Genomic DNA, 25902 nt, shown 5'->3' with positions numbered 1-25902 from the left:
TCGGCGCGCCCGTCGAGCTGGTCGGCATCGCCGTGCGCCGCCCGGCCAAGGACCGCACCGACCTGCCGGTCGACCTGGCGATCTTCACCACCGATGCCGCCGAACTGGTCACCCGCGCCGACATCGTCATCGAGGTCATCGGCGGCATCGACCCCGCGCGCGAGCTGCTCCTCTCGGCGATGGCGAACGGGGCGGCGGTCATCACGGCCAACAAGGCGCTCCTCGCCGAGGACGGTCCGACCCTGTATGCCGCGGCCGACGCCGCCGGTGTCGACCTCTACTACGAGGCCGCGGTCGCCGGTGCCATCCCGATCCTGCGCCCGATCCGCGAGTCGCTCGCCGGGGACGACGTGCGCAAGGTCCTCGGAATCGTCAACGGCACAACGAATTTCGTGCTCGACAAGATGGACACCAGCGGCGCCGGTTTCGAGGAGACCGTCGCCCAGGCGCAGGCCCTCGGCTATGCCGAAGCCGACCCGACCGCCGACGTCGAGGGCTTCGACGCTGCGGCCAAGGCCGCCATCCTTGCCTCGCTTGCCTTCCACACTCGGGTCCGTGGTGCGGACGTCTTCCGCGAGGGCATCAGTGACGTCACGGCAGCCGATATCGCCGCCGCCAAGGCCATGGACTGCGTCGTCAAACTCCTTGCCATCTGCGAGCGCACGACCGGCCCCGACGGGGACGGCATCAATGTGCGCGTCCACCCCGCGATGATCCCGCGCAGCCACCCGCTCGCCTCGGTCCGCGATGCCTACAACGCGGTTTTCGTCGAGGCGCAGGCCGCCGGCCAGCTGATGTTTTACGGGCGCGGCGCGGGCGGCGACCCGACCGCGTCCGCCGTCCTCGGCGACCTCGTGGCCGTCGCTCGCCATCGGGTGGCGGGCGGACGCGGGCCGGGGGAATCGGCATACGCTGATCTGCCGGTGCTCGGGATCGGGACGTCCACGACGCGCTACCACATCAGTCTCGACGTCGAGGACCGGCCGGGCGTCCTAGCCCAGGTGGCCCAGGCGTTCGCTGCCAATGACGTCTCGATCGAGACCGTGCGCCAGCACGTGCGCGCCAACTCCGCCACGGGTGAGGCGCACGCCAATCTCGTGGTCGTCACCCACCGGGCCACCGAGTCCGCCCTGTCCTCGACGGTCGATGCGCTGGCGGCTTCGCCGTCGGTCGCCGAGGTCGTCTCCGTCATGCGTGTCGAAGGAGCGTGAACCATGGCCCACCAGTGGCGTGGCGTGATCCGTGAGTATGCCGATCGGTTGCCGATGCTGGCCGGTGCCCCTGTCATCACCCTGCACGAGGGCGGGACGCCGCTCATCGAGGCCGAGAAGCTCTCGGCGCGCGTGGACGCGCGGGTTTTCGTCAAGTACGAAGGGCTCAACCCGACCGGGTCGTTCAAAGATCGCGGCATGACGACCGCCATCTCGATGGCCGCCAAGCACGGCGCAAAGGCCGTTATCTGTGCGAGCACCGGCAACACCAGCGCCAGTGCCGCTGCCTACGCGACCAAGGCCGGTATGACGTGTGCGGTCCTTGTCCCGGACGGCAAGATCGCCATGGGCAAGCTCTCGCAAGCGATCGCCCACGGCGCCACGCTGTTGCAGGTCGAGGGCAACTTCGACGACTGCCTGACGGTGGCCCGCAAGCTCGCCGAGGTCTATCCGGTCGACCTCGTCAACTCGGTGAACCCGGCCCGGATCGAGGGCCAGAAGACTGCGTCCTTCGAGATCGTCGACGCGCTCGGAGATGCCCCGGACATCCACTGCCTGCCGGTCGGCAACGCCGGCAACATCACGGCATACTGGAAGGGTTATCGCGAATACGTTGCGGGACATGGCATTCCGAACGTCGCCGACGGTCCCGCGACGAAGCGTCCGCAGATGTGGGGCTTCCAGGCCGCTGGTGCCGCGCCGATCGTGCTCGGCCATCCGGTCGATGCGCCCGAGACCATTGCGACCGCTATCCGGATCGGCAATCCCGCGTCGTGGACGCAGGCCGAGGAGGCGCGTGACGACTCGGGGGGGCGCATCGAGGCGGTCACAGACGCCGAGATCCTCACCGCCCACCGGCTGCTGTCCTCTACGGAGGGCATCTTCGTCGAGCCGGCGTCGGCGGCCAGCGTCGCGGGCCTGCTCAAGGTGCATGCGGCCGGGGGAGTGCCCAGCGGAGCGACCATCGTGTGCACCGTCACCGGCCACGGATTGAAGGATCCGGACTGGGCGCTCAAGGGCCTAGACGGCCAGTCGGTCGCGCCCACCCGAATCCCGGTCGATGTCTACAGCGCGGCTGTGGCGCTCGGCCTGGAGGGGTGATTCCTTCGCTCCCGATGTGGGAGCCGGGGCGGTCGGTCACCGTCACCGTCCCGGCGAGCAGCGCCAACCTCGGCCCCGGGTTCGATGCGATCGGCGTGGGCCTGGACATCCGTGACCGTTGCACGGTGACGATCACCCAAGAAGCCGGCATCCGCGTGGCCGCGACCGGTGAAGGAGCCGACGCGGTGCCCACCGACGAGCGCCACCTGGTCGTCCGCTCGCTGCTGCGCGGATTGGATGCGTTGGGTGTCGATCGCCCGGGCGGTATGACGCTGAGTTGCGTCAACGCCGTCCCGCACGGCCGCGGCCTTGGCTCGTCCGCCACGGCGATCGTCGCCGGCGTCGGTGCGGCGAGCGCGTTGGCCGCCCTAGCGGCTGGTGGGCCGGCGGCGATGGATCTCGCTTTTGTCAACGATCTCGCGGCCGAGATGGAGGGCCACCCCGACAACTCCTCGGCCAGCGTCTACGGCGGACTGACGCTGAGCTGGCCGGACGATGCGCCTGAGACCGGGCCGCTCGCGCATACGCGCACGGTATGCCTGACTCCTCACCCGGCCGTGCGGCCGATCGTCGTCTGCCCCGACACCCAGCTGAGCACCGCGACCGCACGCTCGGTGCTGCCGAGCCAGGTGCTCCTGCGCGATGCCGCGGCGAATTCCGCGCGCGCCGCCCTCCTCGTGCACGCGCTGACCACTGACCCCCAGTTCTTGCTCCCCGCCACCCGCGACTGGTTGCATCAAGAAGCCCGCCGCCCGTCGTACGCTGCATCGATGGCCCTCGTGGACCGCCTGCGTGCCGCGGGGCACGCGGCCGTCATCTCCGGCGCCGGACCATCGGTATTGGTCTTGACGACGGCGCCGGCGGAGGTCCTGGCCCTGGCCGGCGGGCCCTGGCAGGTGCTCGACCCGGGTTTCGCCGCCGCCGGGATCACCGTCGTACCCGCGGTCTCGGACGCGTAGCCAACGGATAATCGCCGGCAGATTTGCGGTACATCCCGTCCTGAATCGGCACGGGTTTGATGCCGCCTCCTTTTGAGTCAGGAAGGGCTCATGGCGGGCGCGGGAGCGGCAGACGCTCATCCAGGATTCCGCGACCAGGCAAGTCCGGGCATCCGTACCCTGATGGGTGCCACCATCTCAGCACGCGGGAATGCCCGACATCCTGGTTGCGTTGTGGGAGGTAGTGCGGTGATACAGTGCTACCGCAATAGCGAACTCGCATAAGCCGCAGAGCTCTTGATTCGCGAATGCAATCCACTTGATGATCGCCCCCCATGCGTGCCCTCGGGCCGACATGGGCACGGGACGATTCAGGGGACTTCCTCAGGTAGCCGGATTTCCTACGGCTGCAACGTAATCCAGGGCCTTTCCGACGCGCTCGGAACAACGCCCATGACGAGGGAAAGGGTCCTTCGTGACCGATACCACCACTCTCGACGTCGCCGCACCGGCGAGCGAGAAGCCGCGCCGCTCCGGCGCGCTCACCGCAATGCGTTTGGCCGAATTGCAGGGGTTGGCCAGCAGCATGGGCATCTCCGGCACCGCCAAGATGCGCAAGGGTGACCTCATCGACGTGATCAGGGCGAAGCAGTCCGGCGCTCCCGTCGCCCCCTCATCCTCCGCCGGCACGACCGAGCGCCCCGCCACCGGCAACCGCCGCGTCGTGCGCGGTGTTCGCGGTGATGGCGCCCCGCGGGCCGAGCGGCTCGAGGGCGCGGCCGAGCGCGAGACGATCTCTCGCGAGGACAGCGCGTCGCGTGAGCAGGACCGCGCAGAGACGCGATCGGACGGCCGTGATGCCGAGTCGCGCCGCGACGCCCAGACTCGTCGTGATGCTGCCGACCGACAGGGCGAGGACCGCCAAGGCGAGCGCCGCAGCCAGGGTTCTCGTCGCCAGGGCGAACACAGCCAGAGCGGCGAGGACGGGCGCACCGGCGACGGCGAGCCGGTGGACGGCGGCCGGCGCGAGCAGCCATACCGCAATCGGGAGCAGTATCGCGACCGGGGCGAGCAGCGCGGCCAACAGGACCAGCAGGGCCGCGACGGCCAGGCTCGCGAGAGCGACGGCCGGGAGCAAAACCAACGCGGCCAACGGGACACCCAGCAGCGCGACGGCCAGGGTCGCCAAAGCGACGGCCAGCCGAACCGCGACGGGCAAAGCCGCGACCAGCAAGGCCGGCAGGACGCCCAGCAGGGGCAGCAGAACCAGGGCCAACAGGGCCGGTATGACGATGAGGACGGGCCCGGCAGCCGCCGCCGCGGACGCAATCGTGGTCGCAACCGCGACAAGCGTCGCACGCCCGGTCAGCCCACTGGCGGGGAGTTCGACGCGGAGCCGCAGGTTGCCGACGACGATGTTCTAACACCGTGCGCGGGCATCCTCGACATCCTCGACAACTACGCGTTCGTGCGCACATCGGGGTACCTGCCCGGGCCGAATGATGTCTACGTCCCGCTCGGGATGGTCAAGCGCCACGGCCTGCGCAAGGGCGACGCGGTCACCGGCGCGGTCAAGACGCCGCGCGAGGGCGAAGAGGCCCAGACCGTGCAGGCGGGCAGCCGCAACCAGCGTCAGAAGTACAACCCGCTGGTGCGTCTCGACACCGTCAACGGGATGACGCCGGAGGCCGCGCGCCACCGGCCGGAGTTCGGCAAGCTGACCCCGCTCTACCCGCAGGAGCGATTGCGCCTGGAGACCGAGCCAAATCAGCTGACCACCCGGATCATCGACCTGGTCGCTCCGATCGGCAAGGGCCAGCGTGGCCTGATCGTCTCCCCGCCCAAGGCCGGCAAGACCTTGATCCTGCAGGCGATCGCCAATGCGATCACCACCAACAACCCCGAGGCCCACTTGATGGTCGTGCTCGTCGACGAGCGCCCCGAAGAGGTCACGGACATGCAGCGCACGGTAAAGGGTGAGGTCATCGCTTCGACCTTCGACCGGCCCGCCGACGACCACACCACGGTCGCCGAGCTCGCCATCGAGCGCGCCAAGCGCCTGGTCGAGATGGGCCACGACGTCGTGGTCCTGCTCGACTCGATCACCCGCCTGGGCCGGGCCTACAATCTCGCGGCCCCGGCGAGTGGCCGCATCCTCTCCGGTGGTGTCGACTCCTCGGCGCTCTACCCGCCGAAGCGCTTCTTCGGTGCGGCGCGCAATATCGAGAACGGCGGCTCGCTGACCATTCTCGCGACCGCACTCGTCGAGACCGGCTCCAAGATGGACGAGGTCATCTTCGAGGAGTTCAAGGGCACCGGCAATATGGAGCTGCGCCTCTCGCGCCAGCTCGCCGACCGGCGCATCTTCCCGGCCGTCGACGTCAACCCCTCGGGCACCCGCCGCGAAGAGATCCTGCTCGCCCCCGAAGAGCTGAAGATCATGTGGAAGCTGCGCCGGGTGATGTCCGCGCTCGATGCGCAGCAGGCCGTGGAGTTGCTGATCGACCGGCTCAAGAAGACCAAGAGCAACTACGAGTTCTTGGTTCAGGTGCAACAGACCAGTTCGATCCGTCTCGACGACGAGAACGACTGACTGGATCCGTTCCAGCACAAGTGCAGCGGGGACCGGATGGGCTCGACGCCCGCCGGTCCCCGCTCGCTATCTGCCGGGCGATCCCTCGCCGCCCCACGTGCCCCCGACTTAGCACACCTTAGGTGACCTTCAGCAGGGTAGACCCTGCTCGACGTCACCTAAACGCTGCTAGCAGAGGTTAGGTCCGGGGGCGTCCGGTCCAACGTGACCCGGAGCTGAGGGAACTCGTGCTCGGTGAAGCCGTGCGCGGCATACCGGCGCCGGCCCTCGGGGGTGGCGAAGAGTTCGACGCTGGAAACGTCGGTCTCGTCGCGGAACCACGCCATGACCGCATCGACGCAGGCCTGCCCGAGCCCGGTCATCCGGTATTCGGGGAAGGTCGCGACATTGCCCAGCATGCCGACTCGCCCCGACGGGTTGGCCGGCGACGGCGGGCGATCCACGACCTCGCCGATCGAGCAGGCGACCGCGGAGCCGTTGAGGTCGGCGACGCAGATGTAGACCCGCGGGTTGCCCATGTGCACCTGCAACCAGCGGTGGGCGGCGGCCTGCCAGGCATTGTCGGCCACGGCCTCGGCCCCCGCCCCCAGTGCGGTGAACATCAGCGCCCGCAGGGCCACCACTGACGCGAGATCGCGCGCGGTGGCCCGTCGGATCACCGGCCCCGCGGGCGCCGACTCGGCCGGCTCGACGTCCGTGGGCGCCTCGTCCCGCTCCCGGCGCAGCGCTCGCGCCAGATTCGCAGGGGTGATCGGGGGCGTACGTCGCTTGCTCGGTTTGTCCTCGCTCACACCGGCAAGTATGCGGCCCGCCCGGGAGCGTCCCGGAGGGAATGCGCCGGCGCCCGCGCGCGTTTGGGAGAGCGTGTGCCGCTCTGGCACACTATTCCTTCGGACCGGTTCACGGCGCGCGCCACCGATGGCGCAGAGCGAGCCCGACTCGCCGACCCGGCCCACGATCGAGGAGCACCCCATGAAGAAGGACATCCACCCGGCCTACGCCGAGACGACGGTGACCTGCACCTGCGGCAACAGCTTCACCACCCGCAGCACCGCCAAGAACGGCGTCATCCACGCCGACGTCTGCAGCAACTGCCACCCGTTCTACACCGGCAAGCAGAAGATCCTCGACACCGGTGGCCGCGTGGCCCGCTTCGAGGCCCGCTACGGCAAGAAGGCCGCCAAGTAGCTTTCCCGACGCGCCGGTTCGCCCTCATAGGCGAGCCGGCGCGTTCGCATTTCCCTGCCCGTATGCCGCCGCCTCACCAGTGCTGACCCCTCGCCACCCGTCAAAGGAGTCCCGGCCGTGTTCGAATCCGTCGATGCCCTGCTCGCCGAGCATGCCGAGTGCGAGCAAGCCATGGCCGACCCGGCGGTCATCGCCGACCAGGCCCGCCTGCGCGAGGTCGGCCGCCGGTATGCAGCCCTCGGCCCCGTCGTCGCCGCCTACCACGCGTGGCACGCGGCCCACGACGACCTCGGCGCTGCCCGCGAGCTCGCCGCCGAAGACGCCGCTTTCGCGGAAGAGGTCCCCGCTCTGGAGGAGGCCGAGCAAGCCGCGCACGAGCGCCTGCGCCGCCTGCTGATTCCCCGCGACCCCGACGACGACCGTGACGTCATCCTCGAGATCAAGGCGGGGGAGGGCGGCGAGGAGTCCGCGCTCTTCGCCGGCGATCTGTTGCGGATGTATCTGCGCTATGCCGAGAAGCGCGGCTGGCGCACCGAGGTCATCGACGCCACCGAGTCCGACCTCGGCGGCTACAAAGACGTCCAGGTGGCCGTCAAGGCCAAGGGCACGCCCGGCCCCGACGAAGCCCCGTGGGCGCGCTTGAAGTTCGAAGGCGGGGTGCACCGCGTCCAGCGGGTGCCGGTCACCGAGAGCCAGGGGCGCATCCATACGTCCGCGGCGGGAGTGTGGGTGATGCCCGAGGCCGAGGAAATCGACGTCCATGTCGACCCCAACGACCTTCGGATCGACGTCTATCGCAGCTCCGGACCGGGCGGGCAGAGCGTCAACACCACCGACTCGGCCGTCCGCATCACCCACCTCCCCACCGGCACGGTCGTCTCGTGCCAGAACGAGAAGTCCCAGTTGCAGAACAAGGAGTCCGCGATGCGCGTACTCCGCGCCCGGCTGCACCAGATCGCCCAGGAGCAGGCGGACGCCGCCGCATCCGATGCCCGCAAGTCGCAGGTGCGCACGGTCGACCGCTCCGAGCGCATCCGCACCTACAACTTCCCCGAGAACCGCATCAGCGACCACCGCACCGGCTACAAGGCCTACAACCTCGACATCTTCCTCGGCGGCGAGATGGACCCGGCGATCGAATCGCTGATGAGCGCCGACGAAGCCGCGCGCCTTGCCGCCGTCGGCGGCAACTGACGCGCGATGACCCCGAGCCTGTATGCCGTTCTGACCGCCGCCCGTGCCCAGCTCGCGTCCGCCGGGATCGCCTCGCCCGACGCCGACGCCGTCGAACTCGCGTCCTTCGTGCTCGGGGTGCCGACAAGCGAGGTGCGCCGCCGGATGGTCCTGCGCGACCCGATCGACGACGTCGCCACCAGTCGGCTGGCGGATCTGATCGCCGAGCGCTCGGCGCGAATCCCGTTGCAGCACTTGACCGGGCGCGCCTATTTCCGCGGGCTGACGCTTGCCGTCGGCCCGGGTGTGTTCGTCCCGCGGCCGGAGACTGAGGTGGTGACCGGTCTCGCGCTGGAGGCGGCGCGCGAGGCGGTGGCCGCCGGCATACGGGAGCCGGTCGTCGTCGACTTGTGCACCGGGTCGGGGGCGATCGCGCTGGCTGTCAAGGACGAGTTGCCGGCCGCGCGCATCTTGGCGGTGGAGAAGTCAGAGCACGCGTATGCCTGGGCGCAGCGCAATCGCGAGTTGCTCGGCCTCGACGTGGAGCTGCGGCTGGGGGACGCGGTCGGGGCCTTCCCCGAGCTGGCCGGGAGCGTGGACGTGGTCGTGAGCAACCCGCCATACATCCCGACCGGCCAGGTGCCGATCGATCCCGAGGTGCGCAACCACGATCCTGAACTCGCGCTTTACGGCGGCAGCGCGGACGGGCTCGCGATCCCGCGGCTGGTGGCGGCGTGCGCGGCGACCCTGCTGAAGCCGGGGGGCGTGCTCGTGATGGAGCACGCGGACGCGCAAGGGCCGGGCCTGAGCCGTGCGCTCGCAAGCGCCGGCGACTGGTTCGACCTGGTGGATCACCGCGACCTGGCCGGTCGCCCGCGCGCCCTGGCTGGCCGCCGGGCCTTCTGAGTCCCATGCAAACAGTGCATGGATCACTTAACCAATAGCTATTGGACGCATGGCTTCGGCTGCTTCATGCTGGATACATGCGCAAGTTCCTTAAGAACATCATCGTCGGCCTTCGTCCCACCGCCGCCGACCTCGAGCTCGCGGCCGCCATCAAGGCCTACCCCGCCCGCGGCGGCAGCGCTGTGGTCGTTCTGCCGCGCACGACCGCCACGCGCTGACCTCCGGTCGCACGCTCGTGCACGGGTCGACGCTCCGTGCACGCCTTGGGGGTTGAGACCGCCGACCTTTGCCCACACCGCCGACCTCGCCACACCACCCAGCACAAGCCGGCTTCCCCGCGCCGCGCAGCCTTCAGCCCAGGTGATCCCTCGCCCACAAGGCTGCACTCGTCCGGTCAGGCACACCGATTTCGCGAAACACCCTCCCCAAGTGCGCTTTCACCGTCCGCTCGGTGATCCCCAAAGCCCGCCCGATCTGCTTGTTGGCGAGTCCCTGAGCAACGAGCCGCAGCACGTCGATCTCGCGCGGCGAGAGTGCCGGCCTGGCGGACTGCCCCACCCGCGGAAGCAGCGCCCCCGCCACCCTCGGATCGAGCGGCACCTGCCCCGAGGCTGCATTGCGCACCGCCGCGAGCAACTCGCCGGGCTCGCAGTCCTTGAGCACATAGCCGGTGGCTCCGGCCGCCAGCACCTCCTTGACGCGGTCCCGGTCGGAGAAACTGGTCAGCACCACCACCGCCCCCGCGGTCCCCGCCGCCGTGATAGCGCGCGTGGCCGCGACGCCGTCGAGTTGCGGCATCGACAGATCCATCAGCACCACATCGGGCGTATGCTGCGCCGCCCCCGCCACGCCCTCGTGGCCGTTCGCGGCCTCGCCGACGACCTCGATCCCGGGATCCGCGGACAACAAGGTGCGGATACCGCTGCGGACCAGATGATGGTCATCGACGATGAGCACGCGGATCATGACGATTCCTTCGTCGGGGTCACGGTCAGGCGCCAATGTGTTCCCGCGCCGAGTTCGCTCGCGACCTCCAGTCGGGCGCCTGCTTCACCCGCGAGGTCGCTCAGCACCCGCAATCCGAAGTGCCCAGGCGCTGGATCCGCTAGTGCCGCAGCGATATCGAAGCCAACCCCGTCATCGACGATGTCGAGAACGGCCTGCGGACCCGCGGCCGCCAGGCGCACCTGCACCGTCGCCGGACCCGCGTGCTGCCCGGCGTTGCGCAGACACTCCTGAGTGACGCGAAAGACCAGGCGGGCGTCCTTGGCTCCGAGGCGATCCTCGACACCTGGGTCCAGGTGGACCCGAACGGCGACTCCCTCGCCGCGGACCCCTTGCGCAAGGTCGGTCAGCGCCGCCTCAAGACCCGAATGTTCCAAACTCGGCGGATAAATGTCGACCAGCAGGGTGCGCAGCGACCGGATGCTGCGGCGCACGACCGTGGCCGCATCACCGAGATCGCGGGCGGCGGCCACGTCGCCCCGGGACTGAGCCGCGGCTGCACCGCCGGCGATCGCGAAGGATGTCGCGGCCAACTCCTGGACTGGGCCATCGTGCAAGGTGGCCGCGATCCGTCGGCGCTCGCGCGCCGACGCATCCAGGGCACGTTCGGACAGATCAGCCCGTAGCCGTTCTCCACGACGGAGCCGACCGAGCAGGTGCCAGAGGAAGGGGATGGGCAAGATGGCCAGCAGCACCAGGCTCGCCATGGTCAGCGCGGCGAAACTGCGCCATAGGGTCGCGGTCCGGTCGCCGACGGGGTTATAGGAGACGTAGATCTCGAAGAGCGCGGTCGTCTTGTCGGGGAACCACACCGGCCGATAGACCTCGACCAGCCGGTCGGCGTGTTCGAAGGCATTCTCTGACTCGGTCAACCGGGAGATCTCCGCGTGGGTCTGCGGGTTGCGCAACACCTCGCGTTGTTCCTCGCTGAGAGCGAATATCTCGCCAACGAGTTTCGGCTCGTCGGCATAGAGGATCCGGCCACGGTCGGTCCAGAGTTTGACCCGCACGACATTGCGGGCCAGCATCCGCTCGTGGATCAAGGCGTCGAAGGCGTGGACGGCCGCCGGGTCGCCGTCGGCCAGCGCTTTCGTCATGGCGGGCTGCACGACGGCTTCCGCAAGCACATCGGCCAGGTCCGCAGCATCACTGACTGCCTCTCGCTCCGCCAGCGATCGCGCGACCAGAGCGCTCGCTCCGCCCACGAGCAGGAGCAGGACGAGCACGACGGCGAACAACTGGGTGAAGATGCGCCTCGGGCTGATGGCCGCGGGCTCCGCCTCGCGCGTCGCGGACGTCGAGAACGTATGCCAGCGGCGTGCCGCGGCACCGGCCCCGGCTTCCGGGACCGGCGCGGCACTCCTTAGGGCCGAGGGCTCAGGCACTGGTTCGATCTGTCATGGCGTCGTCCGCTCTGGAGTGTGGCAGGTCGGCTCTGGCGCCGAATAGCCCTGCGGGTCCGGCCAGTCCCCCGCTATCCGGCCGCCGGCGCCAGTTCGGCGATTTGCGCTGGGCTCGGCCGCGATCCGTCAACCCGGGAAGGTCAGCCGCCCCGAGCACACTTCCCCGGTGGCCGGGCGAACTGCGCGCGCCGTCAAGACATCGGAACCGGCCCGATTGGCGATCCGCTTTGTGATCGAGAAGGATCCGCTCGGTGCCACGGTCCGGTGCGTACCGGAGTGCACAAGGATGCCGTTGTCGCGGATCTCGACGTTCCAGGTCTGCCCGACGCGGTTGGCGTCCACCTCGAACTCCATCTCGATCCGACCGTTGTCCGGCTTGGCCTTCAACTTCCAATCAGCGGTCCGGCTGCAGGCGCCCGAGGTGCGCACTTCGCCGTCACCCGCGCTGGCGGCGGGCATGCCGATACCGAGGGCGACGACGATGGCGGCTGCCGCGGTGGTGGCGCGGCGAGTGGTGGCGCGGTGTGCGCGAGTCTGGGACATCACGATCCTCCTTCGGCCGCCGGTCTCTCCGGCAACCGCGCCCAGCGTGCGCCCGCACCGTGGCCACCCGCCATTGGACCTTGGTCCTAGTCCTTGCTCGACTGGCCGGTTCAGTCCCGCCTGCCTGCCACGCAACTGACTAGGTGTCATGCCTGGCTGCCGACTCGCCACCACGAATCGCGCGGCCGACATACTGGGCTGATGAGCGAGCAGGACTGGAGCGCCAAGGCCAAGGAGAACGCCGACTTCCACGCTGCCGCCCTCGCGCGGGCCAGGGCGGGGGAGGCCGAGGTCGGCCGCCGGCTGATCGCCGACTTCGTCACCCAAGCCCAGGCCGCCGGACTCCCGACGAGCGAACTGACCGCGCGGCCATACCGCGGCAATGCGCGCTATCGCACCGGCCGCCACGGCTGGTATCTCCTGCCGGATCGGTCGGTCGCGGTCGACGCGGACGCCAACTTCTTCATCCTCTCCTGTCCGCCCTTGCTCCTCGGCCGGGTCAAGGGCGTCGAGCTGCCCCCGAGCCCGGCCCCCCTGCGCGTGGGTGAGCGCGATGGTGAGTCGATGGCCCTGAAGGATCTGCTCGCCAAGCGCCTCGCCGCGGGCAGCTCCCACCCCTGACCCGCTCTGAACAGGTCGTTCCCTTCGTCACGATGTGACGCCGCCCCTTGCCGGATCGGCCGACTCGGTCCTATCTTGTGCCCCGACCGCCACATCTGCCCCACTCTCACTGCCGGGTCGACGGGTGTGCTGCCCGGTACGCGCCTGCGCTTCGGCGCGACCATCCCCGGCCTCGTCACCGGCCCCCTAGGCAAGCCGCTCGGGGAGGTCTGGGTTCGCCTTTACGGCGAGGAGTTCCCATTCGAGACCTTGTCGGGACCGGACGATATCGTCAAGGCCTACACCGATGCCGCGGGGCGGTACGTCTTCAAGCGCGTGATGCCGGGGGAGTACCGCCCGGCGTTCACGCTCGACGGGGCGCAACCGGTGACGGTGGTCGCGACGAAGTACACCAAGATCGACTTCGTGGTCCCGGACCGCGTGCTCCCCTGATTGATGAGTGATATCGCGGTCAGGGCCGCGATATCACTCATCGATACCGCCCCCGACAGCCGGCCGACATACCCTTGCCCCCGTGAGTCCCGTCGTCGATGCCACCACCGAGCCCACTCGCGCGGACGCCGTCGCCCAGGCGGTCGCGGCCGTCCGCGACGGCAGCCTGGTGGTCCTGCCCACCGACACCGTCTACGGCATCGGCTGTGACGCCTTCGATGCCGCTGCAGTGAGTGCGTTGCTCGCTGCCAAGGGCCGCGGCCGCGACGTCCCGCCACCCGTGCTCATCGGTCAAGTCCGCACCCTCGACGGCATCGCGACCGACATCCAGCCGTATGTCCGTGACCTGGTCGAGCGCTTCTGGCCCGGCGCGCTCACCGTCGTCCTGTCGGCCCAGCCCTCGCTGCACTGGGATCTCGGCGACACCGACGGCACCGTCGCGGTCCGGATGCCGGACGACCCGATCGCCTTGGCGGTCCTGGCCGAGACCGGCCCGATGGCCGTGACCAGCGCGAACCTCCACGGCCAGCCCGCGGCCACAACCATCCTGGAGGCCGCGACCCAGCTCGGCGCCGCCGTTGCCGTCTATGTCGACGGCGGCCCCCGGGCCACCCAGCAGCCCTCGACCATCCTCGACTGCACCGGCCCGGCCCCGGTCGTGCTGCGAGAGGGCGCGATCAGCGAGGATGATCTCAGCGCCATCGCCGCGCTGGGGGAGCAGGCGCGCGAACGGCATACGGACGGTGACGCGGACGACGACGCGCCCGCGCTGCATGCGGACGAGGCCCTGGGCGATCATGCCTGAGGGCCTAGAGTGACAAGACCGGCCTCCCCATTGACACCTGGAGCAGCGCGATGACCTTCTACGGTTCCGACTACGACGAACTGGCCGCCTTTGACCCTGACATCGCCGGCGTGCTCCTGTCCGAGCTCGACCGCATCCGCGGCGGACTGCAGCTGATCGCCAGCGAGAACCTCAGTTCCCCCCGCGTGCTGACTTCCCTAGGCTCAACGCTGTCGAATAAGTACGCCGAGGGCTACCCGGGCCGGCGCTATTACGGCGGCTGCGCCGAGGTCGACAAGGCCGAGACCATCGCGATCGACCGGTGCAAGGCCCTTTTCGAGGCCGACCACGCCAACGTCCAGCCGCACAGCGGCGCGAGCGCCAACCAGGCCGTTTATGGCGCCTTCATGAAGCCGGGCGAGACGATCCTGGCGATGAGCCTGCCGCATGGCGGCCACCTGACACACGGCACCAAGATCTCCTTCTCCGGCAAATGGTTCAATGCCGTCCACTACGGCGTCGACAAAGACACCGAAGACATCGACTACGCGCAGATGGAGGCGTTGGCCAAGGAGCACCAGCCCAAGGTCATCTGCGCTGGCGGCTCCGCGATCCCGCGGCTGATCGACTTCGAGCGCATCCGGGCGATTGCCGACGAGGTGGGCGCGATCTTCTGGGTCGATGCCGCCCACTTCATCGGTCTGGTCGCCGGCAAGGCCATCCCTAGCCCCGTCCCGTATGCCGATGTCGTCTCGTTCACGACGCACAAGGTCCTGCGCGGGCCGCGCTCAGGCGCCATCGTCTGTCGCGCCGAGCATCAGGCGGCGATCGACAAGGCCGTCTTCCCGATGATGCAGGGCGGCCCGCAGATGCACACCATCGCGGCCAAGGCGGTCAACTTCAAGGAGTGCGCGACCCCGGAGTATGCCGCGTATGCCCGCCAGGTCGTCGAGAACGCCTCGGTCCTCGCGACCAGCCTGGCCGAGCACGGCATCCGGCCCACCACCGGCGGCACCGACACCCACCTCTCGCTGCACGACTTGCAGGCCGTCGGGGTGACGGGCAAGGACGCCGAGGCCCGAGCCGATGCGGCGGGCATCGTGCTCAACAAGAACGCCATCCCCTTCGACCCCGCGCCGCCGTCGGTCGCCTCGGGCATCCGGGTCGGCACGCCCTGCGTGACCACCCAGGGTATGGGCACCGAGCAGATGCGCACGATCGCCGACCTGATCGCGACCGCCGTGACCAAGGGCGACGCGGACCCGGAGAACGCGGTGAGCAAGGAGGTCCGGGGGCAGGTGACCGAACTGGTCACGCGCTTCCCGGCATACCCCCGCTAGCAGCAGTTAGGTGCGCGAGTACCTCTTCGTCCTGCTCGTCGCCATGGTGGCGACCTATGTCGCCGTGCCCGCGGCCTACCGGCTCGCCGTGCGGGTCGGTGCCTTCACGCAGGTCCGCGACCGAGATGTGCACGCCGTGCCGATCCCGCGCCTGGGGGGAGTGGCGGTCTTCGTCGGCTTCCTCGCTGCGACCCTGGTGGCGACCAAACTGCCCTACCTGCGGGCCGTCTTCGACACCCCGGAGATCTGGGGCGTGCTTCTCGGGGGCGCCATCGTCTGCGCGGTGGGCGCGATCGACGATGTCGTCGAACTCGATGCGCTGACCAAGTTCGCCGGGCAGATCATCGCCGCCGGGTTGATGGCCTTCCTCGGCGTGCAGTTGTTCAGCATCCCGGTCTTCGGGGTCACGACCGTGCTGCCCGCCCCTTTGCTGGTGCTTCTGACGATCTTCACGGTCGTCGTGGCGACCAATGCGGTCAACTTCATCGACGGCCTCGACGGCCTGGCCTCGGGAGTGGTCGCGATCGCCGCGTTGACCTTCTTCGCCTACAGCTACTCCATCTCGCGCACCTTCGATCCGCCGAATGTCTTCAGCTCGGCGACCTTCGTCTCCGCGGCGCTCGCGGGGTGCTGCCTTGGCTTCCTGCCGCACAACTTCTATCCGGCGCGGCTGTTCATGGGCGACAGCGGGGCCCTGCTGCTCGGGCTGCTCCTGGCCGCCGCGATGATCTCCACGACGGGCATCAGCCCGGCTCAGGTTTCCGCCAATGCGGTCAAGGCGAGTGTGCTCCCCCTGCTCGTCCCCACGGGAATCCTGCTGCTGCCCCTGCTCGATGTGCTGCTCGCGGTCATCCGCCGCACTCGCGCCGGTCGGCACCCGTGGAGCCCGGACGCCCAACATCTCCACCACCGAATGCTGCGGATCGGTCACGGCCACCGACGGGCCGTGCTCCTGCTGTGGCTGTGGGCTGCGGTCGCGTCGGTGGGCAGCGTCGCCTACTTCTTCCTCCCGGCCGGCGGGGCGACCGCCCTCCTCGCCGGCCTGCTCATGTTGGCCCTCGGGCTGACCCGCTGGCTCCCGCGCTTCTCCGCGGCCGGCCATCGCCCCAAGAAGTATTGAGATACTTTGCCTCGTGAGCGACTCCACCAAGGCGTATGCCGCCCCGGCCCGCCCCGCGACGACGCCGCTGACCGCGATGCTGCGCACCGCTGCCATACCGACAATCCTCGTCGGCCCCATCGCCTTGGTGATCGCCGCGCTGACGGGCGGCGGCAAGGGCGTGCTCGGCTCCTTCTTGGGGTATGCCGTCACGCTCACCTTCTTCGCGCTCGGGATGATCGTGATGATCCGGTTCGCGACCGTCCGGCAGCCGCTGATCTTCATGGCGACGGCGCTCGCGGTCTTCTTCGGGCAACTGATCTTTTTGCTGCTGGTGATCTTGCTACTGCAGGACGCCGACTGGCTCGACGGCAGGGTCTTCGGCCTGACGGCCCTGGTGGTTGCGCTCGTCTGGCAGGCGTTCAGCATCCTGGGCTACCTGCGCGCCCGCCGCCCGGTCTACGACACGCCGTGAGCGCGCCCGGCCCCGAGCGAGACCCGGACGGAACCGAGCGGCCGATGACCCCCCTAGAACGTCTGGATGCGGGCCACGAGCCGCGCGTGACCCCGCCCATGTGGGATGCCATGGCCTACATGCTGACCGGCCCGATCATGCTCGGCCTGCCCGCCTATTTGCTCGATCGAATTCTCGGCACGGATTGGCTGGTCTTGCCAGGTGTCCTGATCGGTGGTGCCGTGTCGCTCTACCTGGTTTGGGTCCGGTACGGTAGGTCCTGACTTCCCCGCCAGACCCCGGATCGGCCCGGTCGATCGGCGCTGTCGAGGGTGTTGAACTGAATCGAGTTGCCACGAGGAGACCACGTGAGTCTGACCCTGTTGGGAAGTGCCCTCGCACTGCCGACGGCCGGTGATGGTGAAGGCTTCCACGCTCCGTCTCCGCAAGAGTTCTACTGGCCCATCTTCGGCAGTGGCGACTGGACCTTTACCCGGCCGATGGCCACCTTCGCGATCTCGATCCTCATCCTGAGCGTTGCCCTGGTGGCCCTGACGAAGAAGGCCGCGATTGTCCCCAGCAAGGGGCAGTGGCTGGTCGAGCAGGCCTACGACTTCGTGCGCAATGGCATCGGTCGCGACACCATCGGCAGCAAGGATTTCCTGCGGTTCACGCCGCTGCTCTTCAGCCTGTTCATGTGCATCCTGCTGAACAATCTCTTCGGCATCATCCCGCCGATCCAGTACCCAACGATGTCGCGCATCGGCTTCCCCATCGCGCTGACCCTGATCGTCTACGTCGTTTATCACATCGCTGGCATCCGCAAGAAGGGGCCCGTTCGCTACCTGTCGGAGATGATCCCGCGGGGCCTGCCGAAGCCGATCTATCTGCTGATCATCCCCCTCGAGTACGCCACGTACTTCATCATCCGGCCGCTGACCCTCGCCTTGCGACTCTTCGGCAATATGTTCGCCGGCCACATGCTCCTCCTGCTGTTCATCATGGGCGGCGAGTACATGCTGATCCACGGCGGCATCGGCCTCAAGATCACCTCGATCGGCTCCTTCTTGATGGCCCTGGTCTTCACTGCCTTCGAGGCTCTGATCGAGTTCCTCCAGGCCTACATCTTCACCCTGCTCGCCGCGACCTACATCAGCGACGCCATCCACAGCGAGCACTGATCTTCGGGTCCGGCCCGCCCGCCGCATTCCCTGACACAACTGAATAAACCCCCGCAGAACGTCCGACGGCGCGGTGCCGGACGGATCCCACAATGAAAGAGGACCTTTCATGCAAGGCAACATTGCGATCCTGGGCTACGGCCTCTCGGCGATCGGCCCCGGTATCGGTATCGGCCTGATCTTCGCCGCCTTCATCAACGGCGTCGCGCGCCAGCCGGAAGCCCGCGGCATGCTGCAGGGCATCGCGATCCTCGGCTTCGCGCTCGCCGAGGCGCTGGCCATCTTCGGTCTGGTTCTCGCCTTCGTCTTCCGCTGATCTGCCGAGTCCCGCGCATCAGTCCCGCAGAACCAGCACTAGGAGAACGCCGTGCACATCACAGCAGCGCTGACGCAGCTGGTGAGCCTCGCCGCGGAGGGTGAGGCCGGTGGCGACCCCGTTGCCGACCGGACCCCGATCCTGCCGCTCTATGGCGAACTCATCTTCGGCATCCTGGCCTTCGGTGTCCTGTACTGGGTGATCGCTACAAAGGTCGTGCCCAACCTGGAGAAGGCGTATGCCGCCCGCGCGGCCGCCATCGAAGGTGGCATGGCCCAGGCCGAGGAGGCCCAGGCTGCCGCCGAGGCCGCCAAGGCGCAGTACGAAGCCCAGCTCAAGCAGGCCCGCACCGAGGCCACCCAGATCCGCGAGGACGCGCGCGCCCAGGGTGCGCAGATTGTTGCGGAGATGCGCGGTCAGGCACAGTCCGAGGCCACTCGCATCACCGAATCGGCGCACCGTCAGATCGAGGCCGAACGGGCCCAGGCCGCGGCCAGCCTGCGCGGCGAAGTCGGGCGGTTGTCCACCGACCTGGCCAGCAAGATCGTCGGAGAGTCCCTCCATGACGAGGCGCGCCAGCGGGGCATCGTCGATCGCTTCCTGGCCGAGCTCGAGTCGGGCTCGGTGCGTCCGGAGAAGGTCGATTCCTGATGCGGGGCAGTTCTCGGGCGGCGGCCAAGGCGGGCCTCGGCGCCCTCGCCGAGGTCATCGGCTCCATCGATCCGATGGCGCTCGCCGACCAGCTCTTCGCAGCGGCCACGACGGTCGACGGCAATGCGACCCTGCGCCGGGCATTGACCGACCCCTCGCGCGAAGGTGCGGCCAAGGACGCGCTCGCTCGGCGGCTGTTCGGCGGCAAGGTGTCCGACCAGGCGACGCATGTGATCGCCGTGTTGGCCGGGCAGCGGTGGGCCGAGGAGCGCGACCTGACCGACACCATCCGCGAGTTCGGCGTCGAAGCGATTGCCGAGAACGCGGACCGGGCGGGGCGCCTGCAGGGCGTCGAGGACGAGCTCTTCCGCTTCGAGCGGATCGTCGACTCGACGCCGGCCCTGCGCGACGCCCTGACCAACCGCCAAGGTGACCTCAAGGGCAAGGTGGAACTGGTCACCCGGCTGCTCAGCGACAAGGCGGCGCCGGAGACGGTGGCGCTGGCCGCACAGGCCGTGGGCAGCCGCAGCGACCGGCGCCTGGACGCCGTCCTCGACGGCTACCTCGACCTGATCGCCAAGCGACGCGGCCAGTTGACGGCTGTCGTCACCTCGGCGACCGAACTGGGCGGCGCCGAACGCGTCCGCCTGAGTGAGTCGCTGGCCAATCTGTATGGCCGCCCGATCCAGATCCAGTCCATCCTCGACCCCGCGGTCGTCGGTGGGCTCAAGGTCCAGGTGGGGGATGAGGTCATCGACGGAACGATCGCCCGCAAGATCGACGGGGCCCGACGCCACTTCGGCGCCTGACCTCACCGGCGCGACGCCGGATAAGCATCACCGTGACAAGCGCAGCACCCTACGAACCGCACACCAACCGCCCCGTGCGGTTCCGCGAAGGAGAGAAACAGAGATGACGGAGCTTTCGATCCGTCCCGAGGAGATCCGGGACGCGCTGGACAGCTATGTCCAGTCCTACCAGCCCGGCACGGCCTCTCGGGAGGAGGTCGGCCGCGTCATCGACGCCGGCGACGGCATCGCGCACGTCGAGGGACTGCCCTCGGCCATGACGAACGAGCTGTTGCAGTTCGAGGACGGGACCTTGGGCATCGCGCTCAACCTCGACGTCCACGAGATCGGTGTCGTCATCCTCGGTGACTTCTCCAATATCGAAGAAGGTCAGACGGTCAAGCGCACCGGCGAGGTCCTCTCGGTGCCGGTCGGCGACGCCTTCCTCGGCCGCGTGGTCAACCCGCTCGGCCAGCCCATCGACGGCCTCGGGGACATTCCGGCCGAAGGCCGCCGCGCGCTGGAGTTGCAGGCCCCCAACGTCGTCTCCCGCAAGTCGGTGCACGAGCCGCTGCAGACCGGCCTGAAGGCCGTCGACGCGATGACGCCGATCGGCCGCGGTCAGCGCCAGCTGATCATCGGTGACCGCCAGACCGGCAAGACCACGGTCGCCGTCGACACGATCATCAACCAAAAGGAGTTCTGGGAGACGGGCGACCCGGAGAAGCAGGTTCGCTGCATCTATGTCGCGATCGGCCAGAAGGGCTCGACCATCGCGTCGGTCCGCGGCACCCTCGAGGACGCGGGCGCGCTCGAATACACCACGATCGTCGCCGCCCCGGCGTCGGACTCGGCGGGCTTCAAGTACCTCGCGCCCTACACGGGCTCGGCCATCGGCCAGCACTGGATGTATCAGGGCAAGCACGTCCTGATCGTCTTCGACGACCTGTCCAAGCAGGCCGAGGCCTACCGCGCCGTCTCGCTGCTGCTGCGCCGCCCGCCGGGCCGCGAGGCCTACCCCGGCGACGTCTTCTACCTGCACAGCCGGTTGCTCGAGCGCTGCGCAAAGCTGTCGGACGCCCTGGGTGCCGGGTCGATGACCGGCCTGCCGATCATCGAGACCAAGGCCGGTGACGTCTCGGCCTACATCCCGACCAACGTCATCTCGATCACCGACGGCCAGATCTACCTCCAGGCCGACCTGTTCAACTCCAACGTCCGCCCGGCGATCGACGTGGGTGTCTCGGTCTCCCGTGTCGGTGGTGCCGCGCAGATCAAGGCCATGAAGCAGGTGTCCGGTCGACTCAAGCTCGACCTGGCCCAGTTCCGTGCGCTCGAGGCCTTCGCGATGTTCGCCTCCGACCTCGACCCGGCCTCGCGCGCCCAGCTCGCCCGCGGTGGCCGACTGGTCGAGCTGCTCAAGCAGAAGCAGTCCAGCCCCTACCCCGTCGAGGAGCAGGTCGTCTCCATCTGGATGGGCACCACCGGCAAGCTCGACAGCATCGCGGTCGAGGACGTTTCCAAGTTCGAGACCGAGTTCCTCGACTACCTGCGCCGCGAACACAAGGGCATCCTCGACACCATTCGGGAGACCACGAAGTTCGAGGACGACACCGAGAAGTCCCTGACGGACGCGGTCGACGCCTTCAAGAAGCAGTTCGATCCCTCGGGCGCCCACCAGGTCCCCGTCGGCCACGAGGCCGACCCGGGATCGCTGGACCACGAGATCGACCAGGAGCAGATCGTCCGTCAGCGCTGACGCGCACCGGACGAGCTGACGAAGCAGAGAGGCGGCTAACGTATGGGAGCGCAGATCCGGGTCTACCGGCAGCGCATCCGCTCGGTGTCGGCGACCAAGAAGATCACCCGGGCGATGGAGCTGATGGCGGCATCGCGCGTGGTCAAGGCGCGGCAATCGGTGCTGGAGTCGGCGCCGTACACGCACGCGTTGACCCGGGCGCTCTCGGCGTTGGCTACGCACAGCAACTACAAGCATCCGCTGACGTCCGAAGTGGACAACCCGACCCGGGCCGGCGTGCTGGTGTTGACGAGCGACCGCGGTCTGGCCGGCGCCTACGCGTCGGGTGCGATCAAGGAGAGCGAGCGGCTGATCAGCGATCTGCGGGCGGCAGGCAAGGAGGTCCTGCCCTATCTCGTGGGTCGAAAGGCCGTGTCCTACTACAAGTTCCGCGGTCGCGAGTATGCCACCGAGTGGACGGGCAACACCGAGAAGCCGCAGGTCGAGAGGGCTCGCGAGATCGCCGAGCGGCTGGTCGAGGACTTCCTTCGGCCCAGCGAGGAGGGCGGCGTCGATGAGATTCACATCGTCTACACGCGCTTCAACACGATGGTCAACCAGGAGCCGCGGGTACTGCGGCTGCTGCCCATCGAGGTCGTGGATGCCCCGGATGAAGCCGGGCACGACGGGTCGCTTCTGCCGCTCTATCAGTTCGAGCCCAGCGCCGAAGAGGTGCTCAAGGCGATGCTGCCTCGCTATGTGACGGCGCGGATCTGGACCTGCATGCTCAGTGCAGCGGCGTCCGAACTGGCCGCTCGCCAGCGGGCCATGAAGTCCGCGACGGACAACGCCGAGAACCTCATCAATACCTACACCCGGTTGGCGAACCAGGCTCGCCAGGCCGAGATCACCCAAGAGATCAGCGAGATCGTCGGTGGCGCCAGCGCCCTCGCCGAGTCCAAGTAGAAGGTAGAAGACAGATATGACTGCCACCCTCCCGGAGACCTCCGAGACCGCCACCGCCGGTGGTGTCGGACGCATCTCGCGCATCATCGGCCCGGTCGTCGACGTGGAGTTCCCCGCCGACGCCATGCCTAACCAGTACAACCTGCTGACCACCGAGGTCACCCTGGACGGGGAGACCAAGGGCCTCAACCTCGAGGTGGCCCAGCACATCGGCGACAACATGGTGCGGGCGATCTCCCTGCAGCCGACCGACGGCCTCGTCCGTGGCTCCCAGGTGCACGACACCGGTGGCCCGATCAGCGTGCCGGTCGGTGATGTCACCCTGGGCAAGGTCTTCAACACCACGGGTGTCTGCCTCAACCTCGAGCCCGGCGAGACGTTGGACGTCCAGGAACGCTGGGGCATCCACCGCCCGGCCCCGGCATTCGACCAGCTCGAGTCAAAGACCATCATGTTCGAGACGGGCATCAAGGTCATCGACCTGCTGACGCCCTATGTCCAAGGTGGCAAGATCGGCCTCTTCGGCGGCGCCGGTGTGGGCAAGACAGTCCTCATCCAGGAGATGATCGCCCGAGTCGCGCGCGACCACGGTGGTGTGTCGGTTTTCGCCGGTGTCGGCGAGCGCACCCGTGAAGGCAACGACTTGATGGTCGAGATGGAGGAGGCCGGAGTTCTCGGCCAGACGGCCCTGGTCTTCGGCCAGATGGACGAGCCGCCGGGCACCCGCCTGCGCGTCGCCCTGTCGGCGCTGACCATGGCGGAGTATTTCCGCGATGTCCAGAACCAGGACGTGCTGCTGTTCATCGACAACATCTTCCGGTTCACCCAGGCCGGTTCCGAAGTCTCGACGCTTCTCGGTCGGATGCCGTCCGCCGTGGGGTACCAGCCCACCCTCGCCGACGAGATGGGTGTGCTCCAGGAGCGCATTACCTCCACGCGTGGCCACTCGATCACCTCGATGCAGGCGATCTATGTGCCGGCCGACGACTACACCGACCCCGCCCCGGCGACGACCTTCGCCCACTTGGACGCGACCACCGAGCTCTCGCGTGAGATCGCCTCACTCGGTATCTATCCGGCCGTGGACCCGCTCACCTCGACCAGCAGAATCCTCGACCGCCGCTACATCACCGAGGAGCACTACAACACCGCGGTCCGCGTCAAGCAGATCCTGCAGCGCAACAAGGAACTCCAGGACATCATCGCCATCCTCGGCATCGACGAGCTCTCCGAGGAGGACAAGATCCTCGTCAACCGGGCCCGCCGGATCCAGCGCTTCCTGTCCCAGAACACCTACGTCGCCAAGCAGTTCACCGGCATCGAAGGGTCGACGGTCCCCCTGTCCGACACCATCGAGGCCTTCACCAAGATCGCCGACGGCGACTACGACCACGTCGGTGAGCAGGCCTTCTTCATGTGCGGTGGACTCGATGACGTCGAGCGTCAGTGGGCGGAGATCCAAAAGAACCTCTGACCTAGCGGGGCACCACCCCCACCCCCGTCGAGTGCACGTTGGGGCGTCGCGTGAGCGACGCGCCAACGTGCACTCGACGAAGAGGGGTTGGCGATCGGGTATCCGCCGCTGGGGTGGTCTGGGCAGCTGGCCAGAGACGCTAGACTGACGCAAAGCTCCCCGAAGCCACCACAATGTGAAGGGACTCCGCATGGCCCCCCTGAACGTCGATCTCGTTGCTGCCGACCGGGCTGTCTGGTCGGGCGAGGCAACCATGGTCTCCGCACGCTCCATCGATGGGGACATGGGCATCCTGCCGGGGCACGAGCCCACGCTCGTCGTGCTGGACAAGGGCGAGGTCCGGATCCACGGGGTCGACGGCCTGCAGACCGCAACCATCGACGGGGGTTTCCTGTCCGTCGACAGTGACCAGGTAACGATCGTCTCAGAGCTGGTCGACGCGACCAGCCTGAGCAGCTGACCCAAACCGGCCGGTCCGATGTCGCCACTGCACCTCGCAGAAGCGGCGGCCGGGGCTGTCATCCTGATTGCGGTTAGCCTGCTGCTCTTTCTTTTTGTGCGGCGACATGTGATCGCCGCCGGCCGACCAATGCTGCTCTGCGCCTTGCGAACCCCAACCACCCCTCAATGGCGGTTGGGGTTGCTGCGTTTTGGGGCCGATCGTCTCGACTGGTTCTCGGTTATCGGCCCGAGTCTGCGTCCCGAGCGCACCTGGGAGCGCGCCGGGATGGTGCTGGGCTCACCCGCACCGGCCCGCGAGGCAATTCCCGGCCTAACCGATCCGATCGCCGCGCCGGGAAGCTTCGCTGGCCAGAACTTCGACATCGCGATGGCCCAGTCCGGGCTGACCGCGATCCGCGCGTGGACCGAGAGCTCGCCCCCCGGGTTCAACGTGAACATCCCCGGGCAGTTCACCTAGCGGTCGGACTGCCGCGCGCGCCGCTGCGGCGCCTCGGCCCGTCCGCCACCCGGCTGCCAGAGCACATCGCCGCCGGCGTCGAGATTGGCCACCCGGGCCAGGATGAAGAGCAGATCCGAGAGCCGGTTGAGATAGGTCGCCGCTTCGGGGTTGACGCCGCCGGCCTCCTCCTCGGGTGCCGGTTGATCGCCGTATGTCGCGATCGCCGCCCACGTCGAACGCTCGGCCCGCCGGGTGATCGTCGTGGCCAGGTGGAGGTAGGCCGAGGCGGGGCTTCCCCCGGGCAGGATGAAGGAGCGCAGCGGCTCCAACTCGGCGTTGTACCGATCGCAATCGGCTTCGAGCTCGTCGATCCAGGCGCTGCGTACCCGCAAGGGCTCATAGGCATAGCTCGGACGCAGCGGAGTGGCGAGGTCGGCGCCGACGTCGAAGAGGTCGTTCTGGACGCGCAGCAAGGTGGCGCGCACATCGTCGCGGACGTTGCCGGCAGCCAACGCGATGCCGATGGCCGCATTGGCCTCATTGGTGTCGGCATACGCGGCCAGGCGCACATCGGTCTTCGCCGTCCGGCTGAAATCCCCGAGCGCCGTCGTGCCCTGATCGCCGGTGCGGGTGTAGATCCGGGTGAGGTTGACCATGACTGCCAGCCTGCCCCATCGCCCGCGGTGTCAGGCGACGAGACCGGATTGTGATGTGTGTCATACAACCGAAAAGGGGTCTACGCCGTATATAACAACGACAGCGGGAAAATTAGGGGGCTTCGGATGGCGGCAACACTGACGCGGGTGATCACCGAACGGCCGACGGTTACGGTGACCACGGGCGCGCACGGCACGTTGATTTGCGTGGCTGGGCGGATCGACGGGCATACGGCCGCCGATCTGCGCGCCGAACTGCACGACATCATCGACAACGCGATCTCGCCCTTGCACCTCGACCTCAGCGATGCCGAGCTTGGCGATGCCACGGCGCTCGGTCTGCTCGTGGAGTGTCATCGGCGGGGCCGACGGCGCGGGCACGAGATGCGTCTGATTGCGGCGAGTGCGCGCTCCGAGCGGCTGCTGCGCCGGCTCGCGCT

At 68.4% G+C, this 25902-nt stretch carries 30 protein-coding genes; 25 read left to right on the top strand and 5 right to left on the bottom strand.

Features of this window, described 5'->3' with window-relative positions; all coding sequences use genetic code 11:
- The 4 genes from PKH97_RS02230 to rho form a co-directional block, all read left to right on the top strand.
- The coding region (locus PKH97_RS02230; RefSeq protein WP_324385771.1) for a homoserine dehydrogenase at window positions 1-1211 on the top strand (1211 nt) is incomplete at its 5' end.
- 3 nt (window positions 1212-1214) lie between these two features.
- Window positions 1215-2312, top strand: a complete 1098-nt coding sequence (gene thrC / locus PKH97_RS02225) for a threonine synthase (protein WP_324385770.1) — start codon at window positions 1215-1217, stop codon at window positions 2310-2312.
- Window positions 2309-3271: a homoserine kinase gene (gene thrB / locus PKH97_RS02220; protein ID WP_324385769.1), complete on the top strand. Its 963-nt coding sequence runs from the start codon at window positions 2309-2311 to the stop codon at window positions 3269-3271. The genes thrC and thrB overlap by 4 nt, the downstream gene beginning before the upstream one ends.
- 454 nt (window positions 3272-3725) lie before the next feature.
- A complete protein-coding gene (gene rho, locus PKH97_RS02215; RefSeq protein WP_324385768.1) occupies window positions 3726-5843 on the top strand; it encodes a transcription termination factor Rho in 2118 nt (705 codons plus the stop codon).
- Between the two features lie 158 nt (window positions 5844-6001).
- Here rho and PKH97_RS02210 read toward each other — a convergent pair whose 3' ends face one another.
- On the bottom strand, window positions 6002-6634 hold the full coding sequence (locus PKH97_RS02210; protein ID WP_324385767.1) for a GNAT family N-acetyltransferase: 633 nt from the start codon (window positions 6632-6634) through the stop codon (window positions 6002-6004).
- A gap of 181 nt (window positions 6635-6815) precedes the next feature.
- Between PKH97_RS02210 and rpmE the strand changes: the two genes are divergently transcribed.
- From rpmE to PKH97_RS02190, 4 genes are all read left to right on the top strand, one after another.
- Window positions 6816-7031, top strand: coding sequence for a 50S ribosomal protein L31 (gene rpmE, locus PKH97_RS02205; RefSeq protein WP_324385766.1), 216 nt, complete (start codon window positions 6816-6818; stop codon window positions 7029-7031).
- A 117-nt stretch (window positions 7032-7148) separates the two neighbouring features.
- Window positions 7149-8225, top strand: a complete 1077-nt coding sequence (prfA, locus tag PKH97_RS02200) for a peptide chain release factor 1 (RefSeq protein WP_324385765.1) — start codon at window positions 7149-7151, stop codon at window positions 8223-8225.
- A gap of 6 nt (window positions 8226-8231) precedes the next feature.
- Window positions 8232-9110 carry a peptide chain release factor N(5)-glutamine methyltransferase gene (prmC, locus tag PKH97_RS02195; RefSeq protein WP_324385764.1) on the top strand — a complete coding sequence of 293 codons (879 nt, stop codon included), beginning with the start codon at window positions 8232-8234 and terminating at the stop codon, window positions 9108-9110.
- A 77-nt stretch (window positions 9111-9187) separates the two neighbouring features.
- On the top strand, window positions 9188-9328 hold the full coding sequence (locus tag PKH97_RS02190) for a hypothetical protein (protein ID WP_324385763.1): 141 nt from the start codon (window positions 9188-9190) through the stop codon (window positions 9326-9328).
- A 133-nt stretch (window positions 9329-9461) separates the two neighbouring features.
- Here PKH97_RS02190 and PKH97_RS02185 read toward each other — a convergent pair whose 3' ends face one another.
- The 3 genes from PKH97_RS02185 to PKH97_RS02175 all read right to left on the bottom strand — a co-directional run bounded on the left by PKH97_RS02185 (window position 9462) and on the right by PKH97_RS02175 (window position 12061).
- The gene (locus PKH97_RS02185) at window positions 9462-10076 is read right to left on the bottom strand and encodes a response regulator transcription factor (RefSeq protein ID WP_324385762.1); all 615 of its coding nucleotides are present in this window, start codon (window positions 10074-10076) and stop codon (window positions 9462-9464) included.
- A complete protein-coding gene (locus tag PKH97_RS02180) occupies window positions 10073-11500 on the bottom strand; it encodes a histidine kinase (protein WP_324385761.1) in 1428 nt (475 codons plus the stop codon). Before PKH97_RS02180 ends, PKH97_RS02185 begins: the two co-directional genes overlap by 4 nt.
- A gap of 144 nt (window positions 11501-11644) precedes the next feature.
- On the bottom strand, window positions 11645-12061 hold the full coding sequence (locus tag PKH97_RS02175; RefSeq protein WP_324385760.1) for a hypothetical protein: 417 nt from the start codon (window positions 12059-12061) through the stop codon (window positions 11645-11647).
- Window positions 12062-12262: 201 nt separating this feature from the next.
- Here PKH97_RS02175 and PKH97_RS02170 point away from each other — a divergent pair, with 201 nt between their 5' ends.
- From PKH97_RS02170 to PKH97_RS02095, 16 genes are all read left to right on the top strand, one after another.
- A complete protein-coding gene (locus tag PKH97_RS02170; RefSeq protein WP_324385759.1) occupies window positions 12263-12682 on the top strand; it encodes a hypothetical protein in 420 nt (139 codons plus the stop codon).
- Between the two features lie 126 nt (window positions 12683-12808).
- Window positions 12809-13114 carry a carboxypeptidase-like regulatory domain-containing protein gene (locus PKH97_RS02165; RefSeq protein WP_324385758.1) on the top strand — a complete coding sequence of 102 codons (306 nt, stop codon included), beginning with the start codon at window positions 12809-12811 and terminating at the stop codon, window positions 13112-13114.
- A gap of 82 nt (window positions 13115-13196) precedes the next feature.
- The gene (locus PKH97_RS02160) at window positions 13197-13919 is read left to right on the top strand and encodes an L-threonylcarbamoyladenylate synthase (RefSeq protein WP_324385757.1); all 723 of its coding nucleotides are present in this window, start codon (window positions 13197-13199) and stop codon (window positions 13917-13919) included.
- A 50-nt stretch (window positions 13920-13969) separates the two neighbouring features.
- Window positions 13970-15238 carry a serine hydroxymethyltransferase gene (gene glyA, locus PKH97_RS02155; protein ID WP_324385756.1) on the top strand — a complete coding sequence of 423 codons (1269 nt, stop codon included), beginning with the start codon at window positions 13970-13972 and terminating at the stop codon, window positions 15236-15238.
- A gap of 10 nt (window positions 15239-15248) precedes the next feature.
- Window positions 15249-16358: an MraY family glycosyltransferase gene (locus PKH97_RS02150; protein ID WP_324385755.1), complete on the top strand. Its 1110-nt coding sequence runs from the start codon at window positions 15249-15251 to the stop codon at window positions 16356-16358.
- A gap of 13 nt (window positions 16359-16371) precedes the next feature.
- A complete protein-coding gene (locus PKH97_RS02145) occupies window positions 16372-16812 on the top strand; it encodes a hypothetical protein (RefSeq protein ID WP_324385754.1) in 441 nt (146 codons plus the stop codon).
- A gap of 44 nt (window positions 16813-16856) precedes the next feature.
- Window positions 16857-17075 (top strand): hypothetical protein, encoded by a 219-nt coding sequence (locus tag PKH97_RS02140; protein ID WP_324385753.1) that lies wholly within the window; start codon window positions 16857-16859, stop codon window positions 17073-17075.
- A gap of 84 nt (window positions 17076-17159) precedes the next feature.
- On the top strand, window positions 17160-17972 hold the full coding sequence (gene atpB / locus PKH97_RS02135; protein ID WP_324385752.1) for a F0F1 ATP synthase subunit A: 813 nt from the start codon (window positions 17160-17162) through the stop codon (window positions 17970-17972).
- Window positions 17973-18081: 109 nt separating this feature from the next.
- Window positions 18082-18288: an ATP synthase F0 subunit C gene (atpE, locus tag PKH97_RS02130; protein ID WP_048697661.1), complete on the top strand. Its 207-nt coding sequence runs from the start codon at window positions 18082-18084 to the stop codon at window positions 18286-18288.
- 81 nt (window positions 18289-18369) lie between these two features.
- A complete protein-coding gene (locus PKH97_RS02125) occupies window positions 18370-18939 on the top strand; it encodes a F0F1 ATP synthase subunit B (protein WP_324385772.1) in 570 nt (189 codons plus the stop codon).
- Window positions 18939-19748 carry a F0F1 ATP synthase subunit delta gene (locus tag PKH97_RS02120; RefSeq protein ID WP_324385751.1) on the top strand — a complete coding sequence of 270 codons (810 nt, stop codon included), beginning with the start codon at window positions 18939-18941 and terminating at the stop codon, window positions 19746-19748. The genes PKH97_RS02125 and PKH97_RS02120 overlap by 1 nt, the downstream gene beginning before the upstream one ends.
- A 103-nt stretch (window positions 19749-19851) precedes the next feature.
- Entirely contained in the window at window positions 19852-21486 is a 1635-nt protein-coding gene (gene atpA / locus PKH97_RS02115; RefSeq protein ID WP_324385750.1) for a F0F1 ATP synthase subunit alpha, read from the top strand.
- A 42-nt stretch (window positions 21487-21528) separates the two neighbouring features.
- The gene (locus PKH97_RS02110) at window positions 21529-22431 is read left to right on the top strand and encodes a F0F1 ATP synthase subunit gamma (RefSeq protein WP_324385749.1); all 903 of its coding nucleotides are present in this window, start codon (window positions 21529-21531) and stop codon (window positions 22429-22431) included.
- A gap of 16 nt (window positions 22432-22447) precedes the next feature.
- Window positions 22448-23905 (top strand): F0F1 ATP synthase subunit beta, encoded by a 1458-nt coding sequence (gene atpD, locus PKH97_RS02105; RefSeq protein ID WP_324385748.1) that lies wholly within the window; start codon window positions 22448-22450, stop codon window positions 23903-23905.
- A 190-nt stretch (window positions 23906-24095) separates the two neighbouring features.
- Window positions 24096-24365 (top strand): F0F1 ATP synthase subunit epsilon, encoded by a 270-nt coding sequence (locus tag PKH97_RS02100; protein ID WP_324385747.1) that lies wholly within the window; start codon window positions 24096-24098, stop codon window positions 24363-24365.
- A gap of 18 nt (window positions 24366-24383) precedes the next feature.
- On the top strand, window positions 24384-24824 hold the full coding sequence (locus PKH97_RS02095; RefSeq protein ID WP_324385746.1) for a DUF2550 family protein: 441 nt from the start codon (window positions 24384-24386) through the stop codon (window positions 24822-24824).
- On the opposite strand, the gene PKH97_RS02090 is transcribed toward PKH97_RS02095, so the two are convergent.
- The gene (locus tag PKH97_RS02090; RefSeq protein ID WP_324385745.1) at window positions 24821-25462 is read right to left on the bottom strand and encodes a cob(I)yrinic acid a,c-diamide adenosyltransferase; all 642 of its coding nucleotides are present in this window, start codon (window positions 25460-25462) and stop codon (window positions 24821-24823) included. The two genes, PKH97_RS02095 and PKH97_RS02090, sit on opposite strands and share 4 nt — an antisense overlap.
- 126 nt (window positions 25463-25588) lie before the next feature.
- On the opposite strand from PKH97_RS02090, the gene PKH97_RS02085 reads away from it, so the two are divergent.
- On the top strand, window positions 25589-25902 hold a 314-nt coding region (locus PKH97_RS02085; RefSeq protein WP_324385744.1), incomplete at its 3' end, for an STAS domain-containing protein.

Origin of the sequence: Nostocoides sp., assembly GCF_035343835.1 — a bacterium.
GTDB classification, from domain to species: domain Bacteria; phylum Actinomycetota; class Actinomycetes; order Actinomycetales; family Dermatophilaceae; genus Nostocoides_A; species Nostocoides_A vanveenii.
This window is presented reverse-complemented; position numbering and strand designations above follow the sequence as displayed.

Excerpts from the sequence above, each read along its gene's own strand:
- thrC (WP_324385770.1), top strand. The coding sequence starts at position 1,215 with ATGGCCCACCAGTGGCGTGGCGTGATCCGTGAGTATGCCGATCGGTTG.
- PKH97_RS02170 (WP_324385759.1), top strand. The coding sequence starts at position 12,263 with ATGAGCGAGCAGGACTGGAGCGCCAAGGCCAAGGAGAACGCCGACTTC.
- prmC (WP_324385764.1), top strand. The coding sequence starts at position 8,232 with ATGACCCCGAGCCTGTATGCCGTTCTGACCGCCGCCCGTGCCCAGCTC.
- PKH97_RS02185 (WP_324385762.1), bottom strand. The coding sequence starts at position 10,076 with ATGATCCGCGTGCTCATCGTCGATGACCATCATCTGGTCCGCAGCGGT.
- atpD (WP_324385748.1), top strand. The coding sequence starts at position 22,448 with ATGACTGCCACCCTCCCGGAGACCTCCGAGACCGCCACCGCCGGTGGT.
- PKH97_RS02110 (WP_324385749.1), top strand. The coding sequence starts at position 21,529 with ATGGGAGCGCAGATCCGGGTCTACCGGCAGCGCATCCGCTCGGTGTCG.
- PKH97_RS02175 (WP_324385760.1), bottom strand. The coding sequence starts at position 12,061 with ATGTCCCAGACTCGCGCACACCGCGCCACCACTCGCCGCGCCACCACC.
- PKH97_RS02140 (WP_324385753.1), top strand. The coding sequence starts at position 16,857 with ATGACCCCCCTAGAACGTCTGGATGCGGGCCACGAGCCGCGCGTGACC.
- PKH97_RS02100 (WP_324385747.1), top strand. The coding sequence starts at position 24,096 with ATGGCCCCCCTGAACGTCGATCTCGTTGCTGCCGACCGGGCTGTCTGG.
- PKH97_RS02095 (WP_324385746.1), top strand. The coding sequence starts at position 24,384 with ATGTCGCCACTGCACCTCGCAGAAGCGGCGGCCGGGGCTGTCATCCTG.
- rpmE (WP_324385766.1), top strand. The coding sequence starts at position 6,816 with ATGAAGAAGGACATCCACCCGGCCTACGCCGAGACGACGGTGACCTGC.
- PKH97_RS02190 (WP_324385763.1), top strand. The coding sequence starts at position 9,188 with ATGCGCAAGTTCCTTAAGAACATCATCGTCGGCCTTCGTCCCACCGCC.
- atpA (WP_324385750.1), top strand. The coding sequence starts at position 19,852 with ATGACGGAGCTTTCGATCCGTCCCGAGGAGATCCGGGACGCGCTGGAC.
- PKH97_RS02120 (WP_324385751.1), top strand. The coding sequence starts at position 18,939 with ATGCGGGGCAGTTCTCGGGCGGCGGCCAAGGCGGGCCTCGGCGCCCTC.
- atpE (WP_048697661.1), top strand. The coding sequence starts at position 18,082 with ATGCAAGGCAACATTGCGATCCTGGGCTACGGCCTCTCGGCGATCGGC.
- glyA (WP_324385756.1), top strand. The coding sequence starts at position 13,970 with ATGACCTTCTACGGTTCCGACTACGACGAACTGGCCGCCTTTGACCCT.
- PKH97_RS02090 (WP_324385745.1), bottom strand. The coding sequence starts at position 25,462 with ATGGTCAACCTCACCCGGATCTACACCCGCACCGGCGATCAGGGCACG.